This is a genomic window from Holtiella tumoricola, assembly GCF_027857615.1.
Classification (GTDB): domain Bacteria; phylum Bacillota; class Clostridia; order Lachnospirales; family Cellulosilyticaceae; genus Holtiella; species Holtiella tumoricola.
Genome location: NZ_JAQIFT010000062.1, coordinates 62063 through 80088, shown reverse-complemented (window position 1 = coordinate 80088; position 18026 = coordinate 62063). Strand labels below are relative to the sequence as shown.

15 protein-coding genes are annotated in these 18026 nt (G+C 33.9%); 10 read left to right on the top strand and 5 right to left on the bottom strand.

Annotation, left to right across the window (positions count from 1 at the left end):
- Positions 1 to 78: 78 nt before the first annotated feature.
- The 6 genes from PBV87_RS18210 (at position 79) to PBV87_RS18185 (ending at position 7835) form a co-directional block, all read left to right on the top strand.
- Positions 79 to 696, top strand: a complete 618-nt coding sequence (locus PBV87_RS18210; protein WP_271013247.1) for an alpha/beta fold hydrolase — start codon at positions 79 to 81, stop codon at positions 694 to 696.
- 356 nt (positions 697 to 1052) lie between these two features.
- Positions 1053 to 1727, top strand: coding sequence for a class II aldolase/adducin family protein (locus PBV87_RS18205; protein WP_053983128.1), 675 nt, complete (start codon positions 1053 to 1055; stop codon positions 1725 to 1727).
- A gap of 85 nt (positions 1728 to 1812) precedes the next feature.
- The gene (locus tag PBV87_RS18200; protein ID WP_271013246.1) at positions 1813 to 3609 is read left to right on the top strand and encodes an L-fucose isomerase; all 1797 of its coding nucleotides are present in this window, start codon (positions 1813 to 1815) and stop codon (positions 3607 to 3609) included.
- A gap of 9 nt (positions 3610 to 3618) precedes the next feature.
- On the top strand, positions 3619 to 4962 hold the full coding sequence (locus PBV87_RS18195) for a rhamnulokinase (RefSeq protein WP_271013245.1): 1344 nt from the start codon (positions 3619 to 3621) through the stop codon (positions 4960 to 4962).
- A 181-nt stretch (positions 4963 to 5143) separates the two neighbouring features.
- Complete coding sequence (locus PBV87_RS18190) at positions 5144 to 6634, top strand: CehA/McbA family metallohydrolase (protein ID WP_271013244.1); 1491 nt, start codon at positions 5144 to 5146, stop codon at positions 6632 to 6634.
- A 154-nt stretch (positions 6635 to 6788) separates the two neighbouring features.
- Positions 6789 to 7835, top strand: a complete 1047-nt coding sequence (locus PBV87_RS18185; RefSeq protein WP_053983132.1) for an LCP family protein — start codon at positions 6789 to 6791, stop codon at positions 7833 to 7835.
- 52 nt (positions 7836 to 7887) lie between these two features.
- On the opposite strand, the gene PBV87_RS18180 is transcribed toward PBV87_RS18185, so the two are convergent.
- The 4 genes from PBV87_RS18180 to PBV87_RS18165 all read right to left on the bottom strand — a co-directional run bounded on the left by PBV87_RS18180 (position 7888) and on the right by PBV87_RS18165 (position 10434).
- The gene (locus tag PBV87_RS18180; RefSeq protein WP_271013243.1) at positions 7888 to 8133 is read right to left on the bottom strand and encodes a phage holin family protein; all 246 of its coding nucleotides are present in this window, start codon (positions 8131 to 8133) and stop codon (positions 7888 to 7890) included.
- Positions 8134 to 8213: 80 nt separating this feature from the next.
- The gene (locus PBV87_RS18175) at positions 8214 to 9254 is read right to left on the bottom strand and encodes an MORN repeat-containing protein (RefSeq protein WP_271013242.1); all 1041 of its coding nucleotides are present in this window, start codon (positions 9252 to 9254) and stop codon (positions 8214 to 8216) included.
- Between the two features lie 68 nt (positions 9255 to 9322).
- A complete protein-coding gene (locus PBV87_RS18170; protein WP_271013241.1) occupies positions 9323 to 9853 on the bottom strand; it encodes a spore maturation protein in 531 nt (176 codons plus the stop codon).
- Positions 9853 to 10434, bottom strand: coding sequence for a nucleoside recognition domain-containing protein (locus tag PBV87_RS18165; RefSeq protein WP_053983136.1), 582 nt, complete (start codon positions 10432 to 10434; stop codon positions 9853 to 9855). Before PBV87_RS18165 ends, PBV87_RS18170 begins: the two co-directional genes overlap by 1 nt.
- Positions 10435 to 10801: 367 nt before the next feature.
- On the opposite strand from PBV87_RS18165, the gene PBV87_RS18160 reads away from it, so the two are divergent.
- Complete coding sequence (locus tag PBV87_RS18160) at positions 10802 to 11065, top strand: AbrB/MazE/SpoVT family DNA-binding domain-containing protein (RefSeq protein WP_053983137.1); 264 nt, start codon at positions 10802 to 10804, stop codon at positions 11063 to 11065.
- A 40-nt stretch (positions 11066 to 11105) separates the two neighbouring features.
- Here the strand turns inward: PBV87_RS18160 and PBV87_RS18155 are convergent, their stop codons facing one another.
- The gene (locus PBV87_RS18155) at positions 11106 to 13136 is read right to left on the bottom strand and encodes a sensor histidine kinase (protein ID WP_271013240.1); all 2031 of its coding nucleotides are present in this window, start codon (positions 13134 to 13136) and stop codon (positions 11106 to 11108) included.
- Positions 13137 to 13313: 177 nt separating this feature from the next.
- On the opposite strand from PBV87_RS18155, the gene PBV87_RS18150 reads away from it, so the two are divergent.
- The 3 genes from PBV87_RS18150 (at position 13314) to PBV87_RS18140 (ending at position 17971) form a co-directional block, all read left to right on the top strand.
- A complete protein-coding gene (locus PBV87_RS18150) occupies positions 13314 to 14165 on the top strand; it encodes a DegV family protein (RefSeq protein ID WP_271013239.1) in 852 nt (283 codons plus the stop codon).
- 70 nt (positions 14166 to 14235) lie between these two features.
- Positions 14236 to 15720 carry a GTP pyrophosphokinase gene (locus PBV87_RS18145; protein ID WP_271013238.1) on the top strand — a complete coding sequence of 495 codons (1485 nt, stop codon included), beginning with the start codon at positions 14236 to 14238 and terminating at the stop codon, positions 15718 to 15720.
- 139 nt (positions 15721 to 15859) lie between these two features.
- On the top strand, positions 15860 to 17971 hold the full coding sequence (locus PBV87_RS18140) for a sensor domain-containing diguanylate cyclase (protein ID WP_271013237.1): 2112 nt from the start codon (positions 15860 to 15862) through the stop codon (positions 17969 to 17971).
- The last annotated feature ends 55 nt before the right edge of the window (positions 17972 to 18026 follow it).

The following is an 18026-nucleotide window of genomic DNA, read 5'->3' as shown; positions in this document are numbered from 1 at the left end:
ATACAATTTTGCATGATATACTAAGATGAACTATTAGACTTTTGTCAGATAAAATTTTGTTAGGAAGGAAAAGAGATAATGCAATATATTTTCATTCATGGATTGGGACAAAGTGCATCAAGTTGGGATGATACTATTGGCTATTTAACAGAACGTGAACATGTTATTTGCCCAGAGGTATCTTCGTTTATAGAAGGTGAAGAGGTTACCTATAAGAATTTGTATCAAAATTTCGCCAGATATTTAAATAGTCTTCATGAGCCGATTAATTTATGTGGGCTTTCATTAGGAGCAGTGATGGCATTAAACTATGCTATAGATTACCCTACTAAAGTGCAGTCATTAACATTAATTGCAGGACAATATAAAATGCCTAAAACATTACTGAAGCTACAAAGTATGATTTTCCGCTTGATTCCAGAGAGGGCTTTTGGGGATATAGGCATGGGGAAGAAGGATTTTATTGAATTAACTGGTTCAATGGTAGAGCTTGATTTTGGCAGTCATCTACAAGGGATAGCTTGTCCAGTACTTATAGTATGTGGAGAAAAAGATCCGGCTAATAAAAAGGCTGCAAGAGAATTAGCTGAGTATATAAATGGGGCACAGCTCCAATTTATAAAAGATGCAAAACATGAAGTGAATACTGATACGCCGCAAGTATTAGCAGAAATACTTAATCATTTTTATAACTAATAAAAGGAGTGACTTCACTTAGATGATGAAGCCACTCCTTTTATTAGTTTATAGATAAAATCAGTAAAAAGCATCTTGGTAAATAAATTAGTAAATATCAGTAAAATAGAGTTTGTGTGGTAAAATATACAAATAACTAACGAAAACCTAAGTAAATACTAGGTTTAATGATTAAAAATGACTAAATAAATTAATTAATAATATGAATAAAAGTTAAAAATACTGAAAAATATATTGCGTGTTTTAGAATTAGGTGATAGTATAACATCATAGATAAAACCACATAAAACCACATAAACAAAGAATATGTTTGTGTATGAGATAAAAAATCAAACATTTAATAAAGGAGCAAAGGGATGAACAACTTACAAGAGTATGAAATCAAAGTGAAAATGTGTGAAATCGGAAAACGTGTTTACGGAAGAGGAATGGTTGCATCTAATGATGGTAACTTCTCTGTAAAGATTAGTGATACAGAAATTCTTTGTACACCAACAGGCACAAGCAAAGGATTTATGACACCAGAGATGATTTGTAAAGTAGATTTAGAAGGTAATGTATTAGAAGCAACAGCACCTTATAAGCCATCTTCAGAAGTGAAAATGCATCTTAGAATTTACCAACTTAGAAAAGATGTTAATGCTGTTGTTCATGCGCATCCAATGTATGCGACTGCATTTGCAATTTGTGGTAAGCCACTTGATAAGCAAATTATGCCAGAGTCTACAATCTTCCTTGGTGATGTACCATTAGCAGGTTATGGTATGCCTTCTACAGTAGAAGTACCAGATGCTATTGAACCATTCTTAGATACACATGATGCAGTACTTCTTGCAAATCACGGTGCACTTGCATGGGGAGTAGATATTGAAGCAGCTTACCACAAGATGGAAGGTTTAGAGTTCTACGCACAACTTCTTTATTTAACAGAAAGCATGGGAGGCGCTAAAGAACTTCCACAAAATGAGGTAGATCGTTTAGTTGAACTTAGAAGAGGGATGAATTTACCAGGTAGACATCCAAAACTTTAATACATAGAAATGAAATAATATTGAGTATAAAGAACAAGCGCATAATGAGAGAAGGATTAATTAAACACATTAAGGGGGAAAGAAAATGGAAAATACATATCGTTTAAAAGGTGCACTTCCTAAAGTCGGAATTAGACCAACTATTGATGGCAGAAGAGAAGGCGTTAGAGAATCATTAGAAGAACAAACAATGAGCATGGCTAAAGCAGTAGCTACACTTATTGAAGGCACACTTCGTCATCCAAATGGTGATAAAGTTGAATGTGTCATTGCAGATACTACAATCGGCGGTGTAGCAGAAGCAAGTGCATGTGAAGCAAAATTTGAAAAAGAAAATGTAGAAGTTTCTATTACAGTTACACCATGTTGGTGCTATGGTGCAGAAACACTTGATCTTAACCCACACCGTGTGAAAGCAATCTGGGGATTCAACGGTACAGAAAGACCAGGTGCTGTATATCTTGCATCAGCAGCTGCAGCTCATGCACAAGCAGGGCTTCCAGTGTTCTCAATCTATGGCAAAGATGTTCAAGATTCAGGAGATCAAACAATTCCAGCAGATGTAGAAACTAAACTTATTACTTTTGCAAAAGCAGGTCTTGCTGTAGCACAAATGAGAAACAAATCTTATTTATCAATTGGTAGTGTATCAATGGGTATCTCAGGTTCTATTGTAGATCCACACTTCTTTAGTGACTACTTAGGTATGAGAACAGAATACGTAGATATGATTGAAATCATGAGACGTATTGAAAATGAAATCTACGATAAAGATGAATATGAAAAAGCACTTGCTTGGGTAAAAGCTAATTGCAAAGAAGGTGCAGAACTTAACAAACCACATCTTATCAAAGACCAAGCAGCTAAAGAAGCAGATTGGGAATTCATTGTGAAGATGACACTTATTTGTCGTGACCTTATGGTAGGTAATGAGAAGTTAGCAGAAAAAGGTTTTGTTGAAGAAGCAAATGGACACAATGCCATTGCAGCAGGTTTCCAAGGTCAACGTCATTGGACAGATTACAAACCAAATGGTGACTTTACAGAAGCTATCCTTAATTCATCATTTGACTGGAATGGTACACGTGAAGCTTTTGTTGTAGCTACAGAAAATGATGCACTTAATGGTGTGCCAATGTTATTTGGTCATCTTCTTACAGGTACATCTCAAATTTTCTCAGATGTACGTACATACTGGAGTCCTGAAGCTGTAGAACGTGTAACAGGACATAAGTTAGAAGGTCTTGCAGCAAATGGTATTATCCATCTTATTAACTCAGGTTCTACAACACTTGATGGAACGGGTAAACAAAGAAATGCAGCTGGCGAACCAGCTATGAAACCATTCTGGGATATTACAGAAGAAGAAGTTAAAGCTTGCCTTGATGCCACAACATGGCCATCAGCAAACCGTGAATACTTCAGAGGGGGCGGTTACTCATCATGCTTCCTTACAGAAGGTGGTATGCCTGTAACAATGAGTCGTATCTCTATGGTGAAAGGTCTTGGACCAATCCTTCAAATTGCAGAAGGTTACACAGTAGAGCTTCCAAGTGATGTACATGATACACTTAATAAACGTACAGATCAAACATGGCCTACTACATGGTTTGTACCAAACTTAACAGGTGAAGGTGCATTCAAAGATGTATATAGTGTTATGAATGAATGGGCTGCTAACCATGGCGCAATCAGCTATGGGCATATTGGGGGAGATCTTATTACTCTTGCTTCTATGCTTCGTATTCCAGTAGCAATGCACAATGTACCAGAAGAAAGAATCTTTAGACCTAAAGTATGGAGCGCATTTGGTACAAAAGATCAAGAAGGTGCTGACTTCAGAGCTTGTAACAACTACGGACCACTTTACAAAAACGCATAGGAGGTCCTTATGAATAAAGCATATATTGCCTTTGACTTAGGTGCATCAAGTGGAAGATTAATGTTAGGAATTGAGAAGGGCGAGACGGTAGAACTAGAAGAAGTTCACCGTTTCCCTAATGATCCAGTAACTATAGGTGGAACGATGTACTGGGACATTCCAAGGCTTTTCCATGAGATGAAACAAGGTCTTAAGAAGGTAGCAAGAAGAACTGATGTAGATATTCAATCTATGGGAATTGACACCTGGGGGGTAGATGGCGCATGGATTGATGAGGATGGACAAATGATTAATTTGCCTATTCATTATAGAGATGGTAGAACGGGAAAAGTCATTGAGGAAGTAGAAGGCCTCATTGATGAGGAAATGCTTTATACTTTAACAGGTATACAAAAAGCGAACTTCAATACGATTTATCAAATGTATTATGACAAGAAGTATAACAAAGTCATCAAAGAGCATGGCTATAAGTGGCTTTTTATGCCAGATTTATTAGGTTATTTCTTTACAGGGAATCTTTATAATGAAGCAACAGTTGCTTCAACAAGTGGATTACTAGATGCACACACAAGAACCTATAGTGAAGAAATTTTTAATAAATTAGGTTTTAAGCGTGAATGGATGAACGAACTTGTTATGCCAGGTACTAAGATTGGTACACTTTCACAAGCTATACAAGAGGAAACAGGGCTGGGGGGCCTTCCAGTTATAGCAGTAGCAAGTCATGATACAGCTTCTGCAGTAGCAGGAGCGAAAATAGAGAAGGAAAATGAGCTTTACTTAGTATGTGGTACTTGGTGCCTAATGGGATTAGAAGTAGGTACACCTTATTTAACAAAAGAAGCACAAGAAGCTGGTTTTACCAATGAAGGTAGTGCAAAGGGCAAGATAAGATTACTTAAAAATATTAATGGTCTTTGGATTTTACAACAACTTAAAAAGTGTTTAAATGATAGAGGACTTCCTGTAGATTTCCCTGATATTATTGCAGAGGCTAAAGAATCTAACCATACTTATGCTATTGATATTGCAGATGAAAGATTTATGGCACCTATAAATATGGAACAAGAAATTATTAAGGCATGTGAAGAGGTATATGGTGTAAAACTTACTAGAATCGGTGATATTGCTACAGCAGTATATAACGGATTAGGAAAGCTGTATAAAGAGACAGTTATCCAGTTCGAAGCACTCATTGGTGAACCTATTACCACTATTCATATGGTAGGTGGTGGGACAAAAGATCAGCACCTATGCCAAGTTGTAAGTGAAATGACAGGGAAAACTGTGATTAAAGGTACAACAGAAGCGTCAGCTATGGGAAATGTACTTTTACAACAAGGAAGCTGCTAGGGAGTCTACATGATATTAAAAGGATAAATAGGATTCGTAATATGCGCTATGTTTTAAGGTAAGTGTATTGTGGATATTATATCCTTATATAACGATAGAGATAAAGAAACAATGCATCTGAGATCCTACTATAGGAGAACAGATGCATTTTGTTATAGATTGATTAATTTAGGAGGAGCATATGAGTTCACATACAAGCAAGAAATATAAACATTTCTATGGAGATTTACATACACACACAGGTTTTTCAGATGGGCAAGGTACACCTAAAGAAGCTTTTAAATGGGCAAAGGAAAGTAGAAGAGGAGATTTTTTAGCTGTGTCAGACCATGCGGATCGTATTGACCAAAGAAAGTGGGAAGCAACTTTGAAGGCAGCGCAGGAAGCAACGGATGAGACGTTTGTAGCATTGGCTTCTGTTGAATCGGGTTATAGTGAGGAGTATATAGATGAAGACGGTGTGGCTGTAGTTAATGGAGGAGAACTTAATCTATTAGGTGTAAGTGAGCTTATAGTAGAAAGTGGCTATCCAACAAATGGTGAGCACTTTGGAGAGCTTCTCAAAAAACAAGAAGAAGCCATAGCCTTTTTTAATCATCCTCAAGAAGCCAGTTGGCCAACAGATAAAATATGGAATGCCTATAAAGATTTTGAAGTGTTAAATCCAGAAGAAAATTTACAAATTGTAGGTGTAGAGGTATCTAATGAAACAAGTGCTTATAATGATTTGCATGAGTTAGTATATAGTATAGCTTTAGATAAAGGATGGCGATTTGCACCTTTTGCCAACTCAGATACACACAGTGGTAAGTGGTTAAGTGGATTTGATGACCGTACAGTTGTGCTGGCAGAAGCACTTACAGCCAAGGATTTATTAGAAGCATTTAGACAACGACGTTTCTATGCTGTACAGAATCCGAGTTTTCAAATAGAGTTTGAAGTGAATGGTCAGGTCATGGGGAGTGTGTTAGAACCGTCATGCATAGATTATGAGATAAAGATAGAGGTAGAAAATAGATCTCCAAAGGAAGGAGAAGCCTTTAAATGTATACAATTAATATCAGATAATGGAGAGGTAGTAGCTGAAAAGTTATTAGACAGTTTCTATGACCTATGGCAATTTGGAGTGGCGAGTACAACAGCACATTACTATTTTGTAAGAGTAGTCAACCAACTAGGAGAGAAAATATGGACAGCACCTATATGGACAGGAAGAAAGGCTAAGATATGGGAACCGGTGCAAAAGGGTATTCGTATACCAATGGATAAAATGAGTATATGTGAAGTCTCTTCAGAGAAAGTAGCACATCAAGCAAAGGAAGTACTTAATCTAGATACTAAAACTTGGTGGGAAGCTGAAGGCCCAATGGGAGAGCTTCTATTGGATTTGGGAGAGATCAAAAATATAGTAGGGATAGGCTATCGTAAAAATTATATTCATTATGAAGATAAAGAGGCACTTGCAAAGCTACTGGATTGTTATGAGTATGAGATAAGATTAGAACAGGATGGAGAAGCTATTCATAAGGAAAAAGGCCGTATCTTAAATTATGGAAAAGAGCATTATACTCACTTTGAGTCAGTCAAAGGTAGATATATTTATATTAAAGCTAAAAGTATAGAGGAAAATGCTACAGTTGCGATAGGGAATATCTTTATTTATACTCAATGAATTTATAATAAATTTATATGGAAGCGTTAAAATGCTATCTGAAATTAGAGACCTATTTATATACCAAAAATACTAAATTGTAAAATTTTTAGAGTATGATATAATAGGCTAGGTAATAATAAAGGTATCTAAGCCAAAAGGAGCATAGCCAGAAATGAAGAAGATAAGTGAGACTCAGAGGAAGCAGCTTACCAAGTTCTTTTTAAGAATGATGCTGCTAAGCTTTATCGCAGTAGTACTTATAGGAGGCGTTGTAGCTTGCACTGTAGGAAATACTTTTAGTAAGATAAAAGTTGCAAGTAGAGATGAATTAGATCCAAACCTCCCACAATATAATCGTAATGAAGATACAGATCAGGAAGCATTACATTTAAATGTAGCAGTATTTGGGGTAGATAAAGATGAATCAAGGACAGATGTTATCTTTGTCGTACACTTTAATAGTGAAACAGGGAAGACAGAAGTGATTTCAGTACCAAGAGATACAAAAGTAACTTGGACGGATTATCAGATTGAGAAAGCAAAAGAACTTGATAGATATATACAAAATCCATGTAAAATTACAGAAATGAGTTCTTTTGGTGGTATAGAGAATATTAGATATTTCACTGTAAATGCACTAGAAGATATTTTAGGGATTAAAATAGACCATTATGTTGTTGTAAATATTGATGCATTTAGAAAGATTGTAGATGGTATAGGTGGCGTAACTGTTGATGTACCAAGACGTATGGAGTACACAGATAATAGCCAAGGCCTTTATATAGATCTTGAACCAGGCTTACAAACTCTAAACGGAGAACAAGCAGAGGGTTTAGTGAGATGGAGACATAATAATGACTACAGTGAGCAATATGCAGAAGGGGATACAGGGCGTATAGAAACACAACAAATTTTCTTAACAGCCTTTGCTAAAAAGGTCATGAGTCCACAAATTTTAAAAGCAGTACCACAAATGGTTAATATCTTATACTCAGATGTGCAAACAGATGTTGCTTTAAAAGATATACCTACATACTTAGGATATATTAATAAGTTTAATACAGCTAAGTTGAACTTTGAAACACTTCCTGGTGAATTTATTAGAGAAGAAAAGTGGTACTACATGGTAGACTATGATGAAGTAGATGAATTTGTAGCAGCACATTTTAATGATAATGTAGCAATAGCACAAAGTGGGGTTGTTGCTACCGAAGAATAAAGCAAAAGGGTAAGGTGATACCAAGTGGTCGCCTTACCCTTTTTATAATTTGCTATTTTTCATCAGTCTTGTCTGTAGTTTTATCAGAGGTTTGGTTAGGATCATCAGTAAACCAGCGACTGGTTGTTGTTGGGTTGCTAATAATACCAGCAGTAACTAAGATTGCTAAGACAGCATTTACAATTTCTTGATATTCGCTTGGGACAACTTTAATCCCAAAAGCAGAAAGAAGAAGAGGAATAACTGCAGCAATAGAAACCCAGAGACCATAGTTGCGCCATCTACTATTATTGTTCATAAACTTACCTCCTACTCTAACAATGAGAGCGATGATTCAATAATAGTATACGTGCTATTTGTCTAAATGGTGATAGATATTTAGGCCAAACGTTCCACCATATAATCGTCTTCAAAAAGACCTACATATCTACTACCTTCTTCATCTTCATAAGTGCCTTTGCCATGCATTCTACCATCTACAAAGTCACCGGTATAGCTATGTCCATTAGGAAAACGCATAGTACCTTTACCAGTAATATGACCATCTACTACATCACCAATATAGATACTTCCATTTAATAATGAGACCTTACCTTTACCTGTAGCTACACCATCTACTAAGTCCCCTTCATAAGTACCGATGTTAGGTAGATATAATTGACCATGTGTTGATGTAACCATATAGTCATCTTCAAAGATACCTTGATATTTAGCACCTGTTTCATCTTCATAAGTGCCTTCACCATGCATATAACCATCTAAGAATTGACCAATATACTTGTGGCCATTATTGAAAGTTCTCATCCCTTTACCAGTAAGTTTGCCATGGACAACATCACCGCGATAAGACGAACCATCTAAATAGGTATAAGTACCTTTACCATGAGGAATACCTTCCTCTACATCCCCTTCATATGTACCAATTTCACTAAGTGTTAATTTGCCACGACCTGTAGCAATACCATCTCTAAATTCACCTTCATAGCAATCACCATTAGCAAAGCGGCAAATTCCATGAGCTTGGATTTTGTTATTCATAAAAGTACCTTCGAAGACTAGGCCTTCTGCAGTATGGAAAGTCCCTTTACCTTCACGTACACCATTAAGAAAAGCACCTTCATGGAAGGAACCATCGCTCCAATGATAAACCCCTTGTCCAGTTTGTTCACCTTTGTAGAAGTCTCCTTCATAGGTTTCTTCGTCATCTAAATAGGCTTTCCCACGGCCATGAGGTTCTCCATTTTTAAATTCCCCTTCGTAGATTAGCTTTCCATCTTCGTTATAAAGCTTACCCATCCCATGAAACATAGGACCCTTCATCGCACCTTCATACATTACATTTCCGTTTTTATGGTATAAGACTTCGTCTTCGTATACATCATCGTGTTTTGAAAATAATGATTTAAGTTTTTCAAACATTTTTGGATCCTTCCTTTGTATATTTTATAGCTTTATTATATCAGTTTTTAAAGGAAAAAAACAGCTTATCAGCCGAAAAGATAACAAGTTAAAAAGTAAGCACAGAGTATACCAACAAATGATGCAATCAAGCCACCTACAACGGTATAACGTGTGTTTTTAACTTTGATAGTCATAAAGTATACAGACATGGTATAAAAGATGGTTTCAGTACAGCCAAACATAATAGAAACAAGACGACCAATGAAAGAATCGGGGCCGTAAGTTTGGAAAATATCCAGAATAAGGCCAGTAGAAGCAGAAGAAGATACGGTACGCATGAGCGCGATAGGTAGGACTTCTTTTGGGAAATTAGTTGAAGCAACTAAAGGACTTAATAGGCGTACTAGACCATCTAGACCGCCAGAGCTTTTGAGCATGCCTACACCTAACATTAAGGCAACGAGTGTAGGTAAAATAGAAACAACAACACAAAGGCCTTCTTTGGCACCATCAATAAAAGATTGAAAGATATCTACCTTATGTAATAAACCATAAATAACAATAGAGCACATAACAAGAGGAATAAGTAAATCAGATATGTACATAAACGCTTTCATTAATCGTTCCTCCTATACATAAGTTTTGCAAAAGTAATTGCAACAATAGAAGCAACAGCAGTAGCAAGTATAGAAGGTCCAATAACTTCTGTCGGATTGGCAGAGCCATATGCACTTCTATAGGCAACCATATTAATAGATACAAGTTGAATTGTAGAGATGTTTACAATTAGGAACATACACATAGCATGTGTAGCCGTTTTAGGATGTGTTTTATTAAGCTTTTGTAATTCTACCATAGCCTTAAGACCAGGAGGTGTAGCAGCCCAACCTAGACCTAAAAAATTAGCAATAATATTTGTGGCAATGTATTTCCTTGCGGGATGATCCTTAGGGACATCAGGAAAAAGGAAATTCAATATAGGTGTCATCTTTTTGGCTAGAGCGTCAATAAGATGAGCGTTTTCTGCAATACGCATAATACCCATCCACATAGCAAGTGCACCACAGGTTTTAAAGCAAAGTTCTACTGCAGATTGACTAGACTCTAACATGGAAGTTGTAAGGGCTTGCATATTGCCGCCAAAGAGGGCCATAAGCAAAGAAAAGATAACCATAAATCCCCATAAGTAATTAAGCATTTCATTCTCTCCTAACTTCTAATAAAATATCTTGTCCTAATATATATGCACGTAAGTAGAGAAACTTGCCATCAAGAGAGAGAAAAGCTATTGGCAGAAAAATGTATTATTGGTAAATGAAAAAAGGTCATAAAAGCAGGTGAAACAGATTATTCGACAAAAAAATAAAAAAAATTCATCAAAACAGGTACAAATATTGGATTCGACAAATATTATATTATTAAATTGATAAAAAAATCAAAAAAAACGATAAAAATTTACAAAACGGGAATTGACTTTTATTGCTAATTATGGTACTTTAATAGTACATAAATTAGAAAAATGTACTTAGGTTAAGGAAAATATGTTATAAAGGGAGAGGATTTAAGTGAAATCAACAGGAATTGTAAGAAAAGTTGATGAGCTAGGACGAGTTGTGTTACCAATCGAATTAAGAAGAAATCTTAATATCCAAGAAAAAGATTCATTAGAAATTTTTGTAGATGATGAAAGAATTATCCTCAAAAAATATGAACCAGCAGATATCTTCAACGGGTCAATGGAAGACCTTATTGATTACAAGGGTAAAAAGGTTGCAAAAAGCACAATATATGAATTAGCAAAAATGGCGGGGATCCAAGTAGTAGAATAAATAAAAGGAGGTTGTGAAAACAACCTCCTTTTTTGTGTTATTAATTTAGATAGACATCAGAGAATTCGATATCAACTTTTTCACTATGTAAAGTATGGATATAATTAGAATCCATAAGATGTGCAAAGTTTATTTCAATAGGTAGGCGTATGATAAATTCAGTTCCTTCATTAACTACGCTACTTACTTCAATAATCCCATTATTTAATTCAACAAAGGACTTAACTAGAGAGAGCCCGATGCCGGCCCCTTCGGCTTTTCGAATTAATCCATTTTCGATGCGGGTAAAACGTTCAAATATGACTTTTTGACTCTCAGGTGGAATACCTACTCCCGTATCTTTAATATGAATACAAGCCTGGTTATTCTCTGCAGTGATAAAGACATCAATGTGCCCACCTTCAGGTGTATACTTAATAGCATTTGATAAGAGATTTAAAAGTGAACGTTCAAGAAGGTCTGTATCAATGGTGCAAAAGATTTCTTCCTCCTCTGTATCAAATAATGCAGAGATATTTTTACGCTCCATATAGGATAAAGTTGAACCTAATATATTTTCTGTTAGGTCTACAATGTTAATGGTGCGTTTAGATACGTTGAAGAAATGACTTTCAATACGATTAATATCTAAGAAATTATTGAGTAGACGTAATAGACGCATACAGTTTTGATTAATCATTGTATTGTAGGTAGAAATTTTATCATATTCACCCTGTGTAATGAGATTATTTTGAAGTTGTGTAGCACTGTAAATAATGTTGACTGGCGTTTTTAGCTCATGAGAGATGGTGCAGAAGAATTCTAGTTTTAGTTTTTCTAATGCAATATCTTGTTGAAGTTTATCTTGGTGTTTCTTGTAGGAAATATCCTTAGCAGAAGCAATAATTGCACGTGGTTCATTAGCATGAGAAAGTGTTAGATAAAGTTCAACATCTACTTGCTCAGATGTTGAAGTATTCATCTTAACTTCTATTGTTGCATGTTCTTGAGCATGTTTATAAAGGCTTTGTATGATTTGTTCAACCAAATCTCTGTCTTCAATGGCTATATAGTTCATGAAAGGTGTATACAGTATGTCTTGCGTATCAGAAGCCTTTAAGAGTATGCGTCCGTGTTCATTTGAGTGATAAATATTATGATCTACAATAACAAAAAGAGCATTGGGGTAGAAGAACATCATTTGTGAGTACAAAGTATCTACATATTGAAACTGTTTTTGAATAGATTCATTTTCCTCAGACATATGCTGGAGATAATGATTCATTAAAGTTGTACTTTCGTTGTAGAGCTCTAGTTTTTGTGTAAGATCTTTTGAATACTGAATAATAGAGTCTTGAGAGACCAACTTAAAGAACGCAACCATTAATGTAAGCTGATAAATCATGTATAAGTAGGCATATTTAATTCCTGTATATAAACTTAATACAAAACCAATGATAATAAGCATACTTAAAGTAAGAAGATAAAAGAATATCTTTCTATTTGCTTTTTGTACAAAGAGGTTTTTAGTATCTCCTATATGATATGCCATGCAAAGCATAAGAAAACATAGGATAATACATAAGATAATATAGTACAAAATAGGTAAAGCAAATAAGTTATTTGTAATATTAAAAGGTGTAATTGTTTGATGTATTGTAAAAACTATAAGTGTTCCTAGTAAATAAATATTGCAAATAAATTTGCGTTTGTGAGGATGATTAAAGTATTTAAACACTAATATAGTAGCTATGCAAAAGAGCATAATAAATATTATAAAGCAATTAAAGAATTCGGTGTAAACTTCATCAGTAAGTGGCCAGCTGAATCGAAAGTTTAATAAGAGTAAATTAAGGGTTAAGAATAAGAAGCTTCCTCCATTCATGCAACCAATAGTACATAGTAATGCTGAATTATGAGCATCTAAACTAAACAAGCTAGTAGCAACGATTAAACAACTTAAAAGTAAAACACAAGCGAGATACATAGTATAGGCTTGTTTTAAATCAACGAAGAAAAATAGATATGTAATATTAAAAATACAAAAAGCATAAATAATTTTAGACATACTAAAAGACAATATTTTTTTCATAAGCTCCCCTATTATTAAAAAGTTATAATTAAATTTTTATATTGAACGCCCGTCCTTATTATAATATAAAAATGTGAAATATTCTACAATATTACATATATAAGTACATGTATAGGGTTAATAGAATCTTTATATCATAGTGATATAGTGTTTAAAAAGAATTAGAGAGGTGCAGTAATGATTAAGTTACTTGTTGATAGTACATGTGACATGCCTAAAGAATTTAAGATGGGACAAGATGTGGACTTCTTGCCTCTTCGTATTCGTATCCAAGATAAAGAGTACTTAGACAAAAAAGAAATTGCAGTTGAAGAAGTTTACAAAGCAATGAAAGAAGGCATTATGCCACAAACTTCTCAGCCTACACCTATAGAAATTTTTACTCAACTAGAGCAATATGGCCAAAATGAAGATGATGTCATTTATTTAAGTTTTTCATCTAAAATGTCAGGTACCTACCAAACCGTGTATTTAGCAATGGAAGAGATAAAACAAAGATATCCTAAGAGCAAGTTTACCGCTATTGATTCAAAATCAGGCTCTATCTGTATAGGATTCATGGTAATAGAAGCAAATAAAATGATAGAAGAGGGTAAGACATACGAAGAAATTGTAGAACGTTTAAAATTCTTGAGTGAACATGCAGAACATATCTTTACTCTGTCAGACTTAAAGTGGATTGTAAAAGGTGGACGTATTAATAAATTTGAAGGTGTCCTTGGGAATATGCTTCATATTATGCCACTCATAGAAGTAAATGATGGATTTATAGAAGTATTTGATAAAGTTAGAGGTGAGAAGAAACTTCTAAATAAATTAGTTGATGTAGTAGAGCAACGTATTGGCAAGTACACTAATCAAAAAATAGGTCTTGTACATGCAGAAGATAAGGAACTCTTAGAAAAGATCAAAGTATTATTAAGAGAAAGACTTGGCGATGTTGAGTTTATAGAAACAGGTATTGGGAGTGTATTAAGCGCTCATCTAGGATTAAGCGGTGTAGGAATATGTTTCTTTAATGAAATTTAACAACTTAGTCATAAGCCATTAGATTTTAGCTAGTAGACTAATACTAACAAAAGGCGGAGGGAATGAACTTATGGAACTTGAAATGTTTAGCTTCATTGAAGAAGTCTTAAACCAATTAGATGGTATGAAAATAAATTTAGATATAGCAAGTCGTGAATTAGAACATTTTTTTGAAGAAATGCTAGAGAATAATAATGAAGGGTATCTTAACATTAATTCACGTGTAAAATCGAAACAAAGCTTAAAAGAAAAAATGCTACGTTATGATTATTATACAGAGTATAAAACACCAGAGGTAATGTTTAACCGTCTTTCTGATTTAATAGGTATTCGTCTAGAGTGTCGTTTCGTTGGAGATGAAGCAGTTATATATAAACTTTTACGTAAGCAATTTACAATTCCTTCAGAAGAATATCATGGCTTCTATAGTCCAGAAAGTAATAAGCATATCTTTTTAGAACTGGCAAGCAAACAGCCTAAAAGCCAAAAAAATGGTATGAAAATGTATCGTATAGATGGTAAATATATATTTGATGATAAATGTTATAACTTTGAGGTACAGATTAAATCATTAGTAAATATATTCTGGAGTGAAATTGAACATAAAGTTATTTATAAAAATTATAACTATATTATTGCAGATCGTTTCTATAAGGATATTATGAGTTCTATTAAAAATAGTTTAACAACGATCGATCAGCAACTTCTACTTATTTCTAATCAATTTGATAGAAGACAATCAAAAAGTAAATCAGGAAGAAAAATACAAATTGAGCAACTTTTATCTAAGGCATTATATGATTTATTTGCCCATAAGATTAAAGAAAGCATAGGGATTTTAGTAGACTTTAGAAAGTCTTGTGATACTATTGTAAAATATGTATTTAGAGATGCACTAAGTGATGATGAAGTTCTTTATAATACAACAATGACTAGCGTATTTTCTAGATTAAATGAGATAGAGAACAAAGAAGTAGATTTTACATCTCAAATCTTATTTAAGCGAGAGTGTCAGGTTGAAGATGCGTTTAGTTATAAATTGGTGAACTTTATAAGAACCATTATTAATGATGAATTCCAATGGAATATTTTCTTTAGGATTTTATTTGAGGTCGAGCCCGAATGTAATGCAGGAGATTTAGAAAACTTTGTAGCATTTTATAAATCAAGATTCTATAGTGGTGTCAATCTTAGAAGTTTAGAAAAAAAGGTTAGCAAAGAAGAAGCCCTATGGATTATGGATGAATTACTAGAGCATTTTGCAGATTTATTCATACGCGTAAATACAGTTGAGTTATTGTATGATAATGTGATTGAACAAGTTATTAGTCTACTTAGTAATATTGTAGATACCATTAGCCGTAATATCTTTACATACGATGATTGGACTAATGAGAAAGAAATTTACATGCAATTATTGGAACTACGTTTATCATCTATATTAGATATTGATGTGGAAGCTACAAAGGTATTAGATTTTCTTGAAGATGTAAGAAAAAGTGATTCTAATATTGATATTCATAAGAGTATTGTTAAGTACATTGATAAATTATAATTTAATAATAGAGGGGGTGTGATAGAATAACTAATTTATAGAATTAGTAGTTTTGTTACAGCCCCTTTATAGATTTTTATGAAATGAAATAGTATACTAAATAGTAGGATAACTTTGTACAAAGGAAGAAGGTGAGAAAATGAATAAGAGCCTAAAGGAAGTAGAATTACAACTTCAAAGGTTAAAAAATGATCCGAAAATCATAGATTTTTTTATTGAATTGGCATACCAGAACTTAAGGCAAGATCCGGAATATGTAAGGTCTATTTTAGAGCAAGCATTAGAGGTATGTAGGGGACAAAATTATAAAATACCAATGGCAGAATGTCTTTACTATTTAGGATGGTATTACTGTGACAAAAGTGATTATAGAAAATCAGTACGTTTGCTTCTAGAAGCTAATAACTTATTTATTGAAATGGGACATAAGAGGGGAATGAGCAAAAGCTATAATGCCCTTGTACCCAATTATGTAGAGCTAAGCATGTTTGATTTAGCCATAGAAAACGGAATCAAGTCACTAGATATAGCAGAAGAACTAGATGAGGAGACTTTTACCAATACCATATTACTGAATACAGGTTTCGCCTACGTAAGCTGTGAAAAGTATGAAGAAGCGGCTCAGTTAGTTAAGCGTGTACGTATATATGAAGATCATTTAAGTTTAGACAGTAAAGTAAGTTTATATTGTATCATGAGCCAAATTAAGCTACATGAGAATGAACTTGCAGAAGCCTATGAATATACTGATAAGATTATAGAAATAGCACATATAAGGGGATTTAGTAATTATTACATTGAAGCAGAAAATTTAAGAGGGCTTGTCACTTGGAGAATGCAGAAGTATGATGTCAGTGAAGAACATTTTAAAAAAGCTTTAGTATATGGTAAGGGAGAAGCCTATAATAATGTGATATTTACTACCTACTATTCCTATGCAGAGTTTTTGTATGAACGCAAGAAATATGAGCAGGCTAAAGAATACATAATAGGAGCCATTGAAATAGGTAAGACATTAGGATTACCTTATGCACTTATAAAGGGGTATAAGCTATTAAGCAAGTGCTATGCAGAACAAGAAGATTATAAAGAAGCTTATGAAGCGAGTAACGTTTGCAGAAATTATGAAAAGGAATTCTTTAACTTAAATAGTTCTTTAGCATTTAATCAACTTAATATAAGAACATTACAAGTTAAAGCAACACTATATGAACAGCTCTATAATAAGATTGAAGGGGTATTTAGGGTAGGTCAGCGCTTAACATCTAACTTAGATATTAAAGAAACATTTGAAAGTATTTATAGAGAATTAACTACCTTGGTAGATGCAGATGCCTTTGGATTAGCTTTAATTGATGATGAAGAGAATAATTTAAACTATGAGTTCTTTAGGGTAGAAAACAATAATTATAATTTAGGGGCTGTCTATATGTATGATGAGACAAGCTTAGGGGGCTATGCGCTTACCCATGATGTTATTGTACATATTAATGATACTGATAAAGAAAGTGCAAAGTATGTAAAGCATCATAGATTGATAGGTGAAAGAATAGGATATAAAGCACAATCGATTATATATTGCCCACTAACTGTAGAAAATAAAAAAATTGGTGTTGTGACAGCACAAAGCCGTAATAAAAATGCTTATAACGAAAGAGATATTAGCACCTTAAAGTTATTTGCAACGTATGCGGCAATAGCTATTTATAATGGGCAATTATTTAAGCAAGTAAACTACTTAGCAAATTTTGATGGGCTTACTGATGTGTGGAATAGAAGGGAAGTATTTAAACTAGCAGAAAGGGCTTTTAAGAAAGTCAAAAACTTAAAAGATAAGCTTTGTGTGATTATGCTAGATATTGACTATTTCAAACATATTAATGATGAATACGGACATCTTGTAGGGGATAAGGTATTAGTCAGAGTAGCAGCAATTAGCAAGGAGCAGATTAAAAAGACAGACTTGATAGGACGTTATGGTGGAGAAGAGTTCATTATCTTTTTACCTCAGACCACATTAGAAGAGGCACTTATAAGAGCTAATAAAATATGTGAAGGGATTCATAACTATAAGAAGAAAGTACCTAACAAGCCACCATTTAGAATTAGTGCCAGCTTAGGTGTATATGAATTTGATGGAAGTGAAATGAATTTAGATGAAGGTATTAAAAGGGCAGATGAAGCATTATATCAAGCTAAACAACAAGGGAAAAACCAAGTAGTTTGTTATCAGGAAACTTTAAAAGCTTAATATAATACAAGTCTTTTTATATAAAAGACCCCTATATAACTAGATTAAAATCTCT

Excerpts from the sequence above, each read along its gene's own strand:
- PBV87_RS18210 (WP_271013247.1), top strand. The coding sequence starts at position 79 with ATGCAATATATTTTCATTCATGGATTGGGACAAAGTGCATCAAGTTGG.
- PBV87_RS18205 (WP_053983128.1), top strand. The coding sequence starts at position 1,053 with ATGAACAACTTACAAGAGTATGAAATCAAAGTGAAAATGTGTGAAATC.
- PBV87_RS18200 (WP_271013246.1), top strand. The coding sequence starts at position 1,813 with ATGGAAAATACATATCGTTTAAAAGGTGCACTTCCTAAAGTCGGAATT.
- PBV87_RS18195 (WP_271013245.1), top strand. The coding sequence starts at position 3,619 with ATGAATAAAGCATATATTGCCTTTGACTTAGGTGCATCAAGTGGAAGA.
- PBV87_RS18190 (WP_271013244.1), top strand. The coding sequence starts at position 5,144 with ATGAGTTCACATACAAGCAAGAAATATAAACATTTCTATGGAGATTTA.
- PBV87_RS18185 (WP_053983132.1), top strand. The coding sequence starts at position 6,789 with ATGAAGAAGATAAGTGAGACTCAGAGGAAGCAGCTTACCAAGTTCTTT.
- PBV87_RS18180 (WP_271013243.1), bottom strand. The coding sequence starts at position 8,133 with ATGAACAATAATAGTAGATGGCGCAACTATGGTCTCTGGGTTTCTATT.
- PBV87_RS18175 (WP_271013242.1), bottom strand. The coding sequence starts at position 9,254 with ATGTTTGAAAAACTTAAATCATTATTTTCAAAACACGATGATGTATAC.
- PBV87_RS18170 (WP_271013241.1), bottom strand. The coding sequence starts at position 9,853 with ATGAAAGCGTTTATGTACATATCTGATTTACTTATTCCTCTTGTTATG.
- PBV87_RS18165 (WP_053983136.1), bottom strand. The coding sequence starts at position 10,434 with ATGCTTAATTACTTATGGGGATTTATGGTTATCTTTTCTTTGCTTATG.
- PBV87_RS18155 (WP_271013240.1), bottom strand. The coding sequence starts at position 13,136 with ATGAAAAAAATATTGTCTTTTAGTATGTCTAAAATTATTTATGCTTTT.
- PBV87_RS18150 (WP_271013239.1), top strand. The coding sequence starts at position 13,314 with ATGATTAAGTTACTTGTTGATAGTACATGTGACATGCCTAAAGAATTT.
- PBV87_RS18145 (WP_271013238.1), top strand. The coding sequence starts at position 14,236 with ATGGAACTTGAAATGTTTAGCTTCATTGAAGAAGTCTTAAACCAATTA.
- PBV87_RS18140 (WP_271013237.1), top strand. The coding sequence starts at position 15,860 with ATGAATAAGAGCCTAAAGGAAGTAGAATTACAACTTCAAAGGTTAAAA.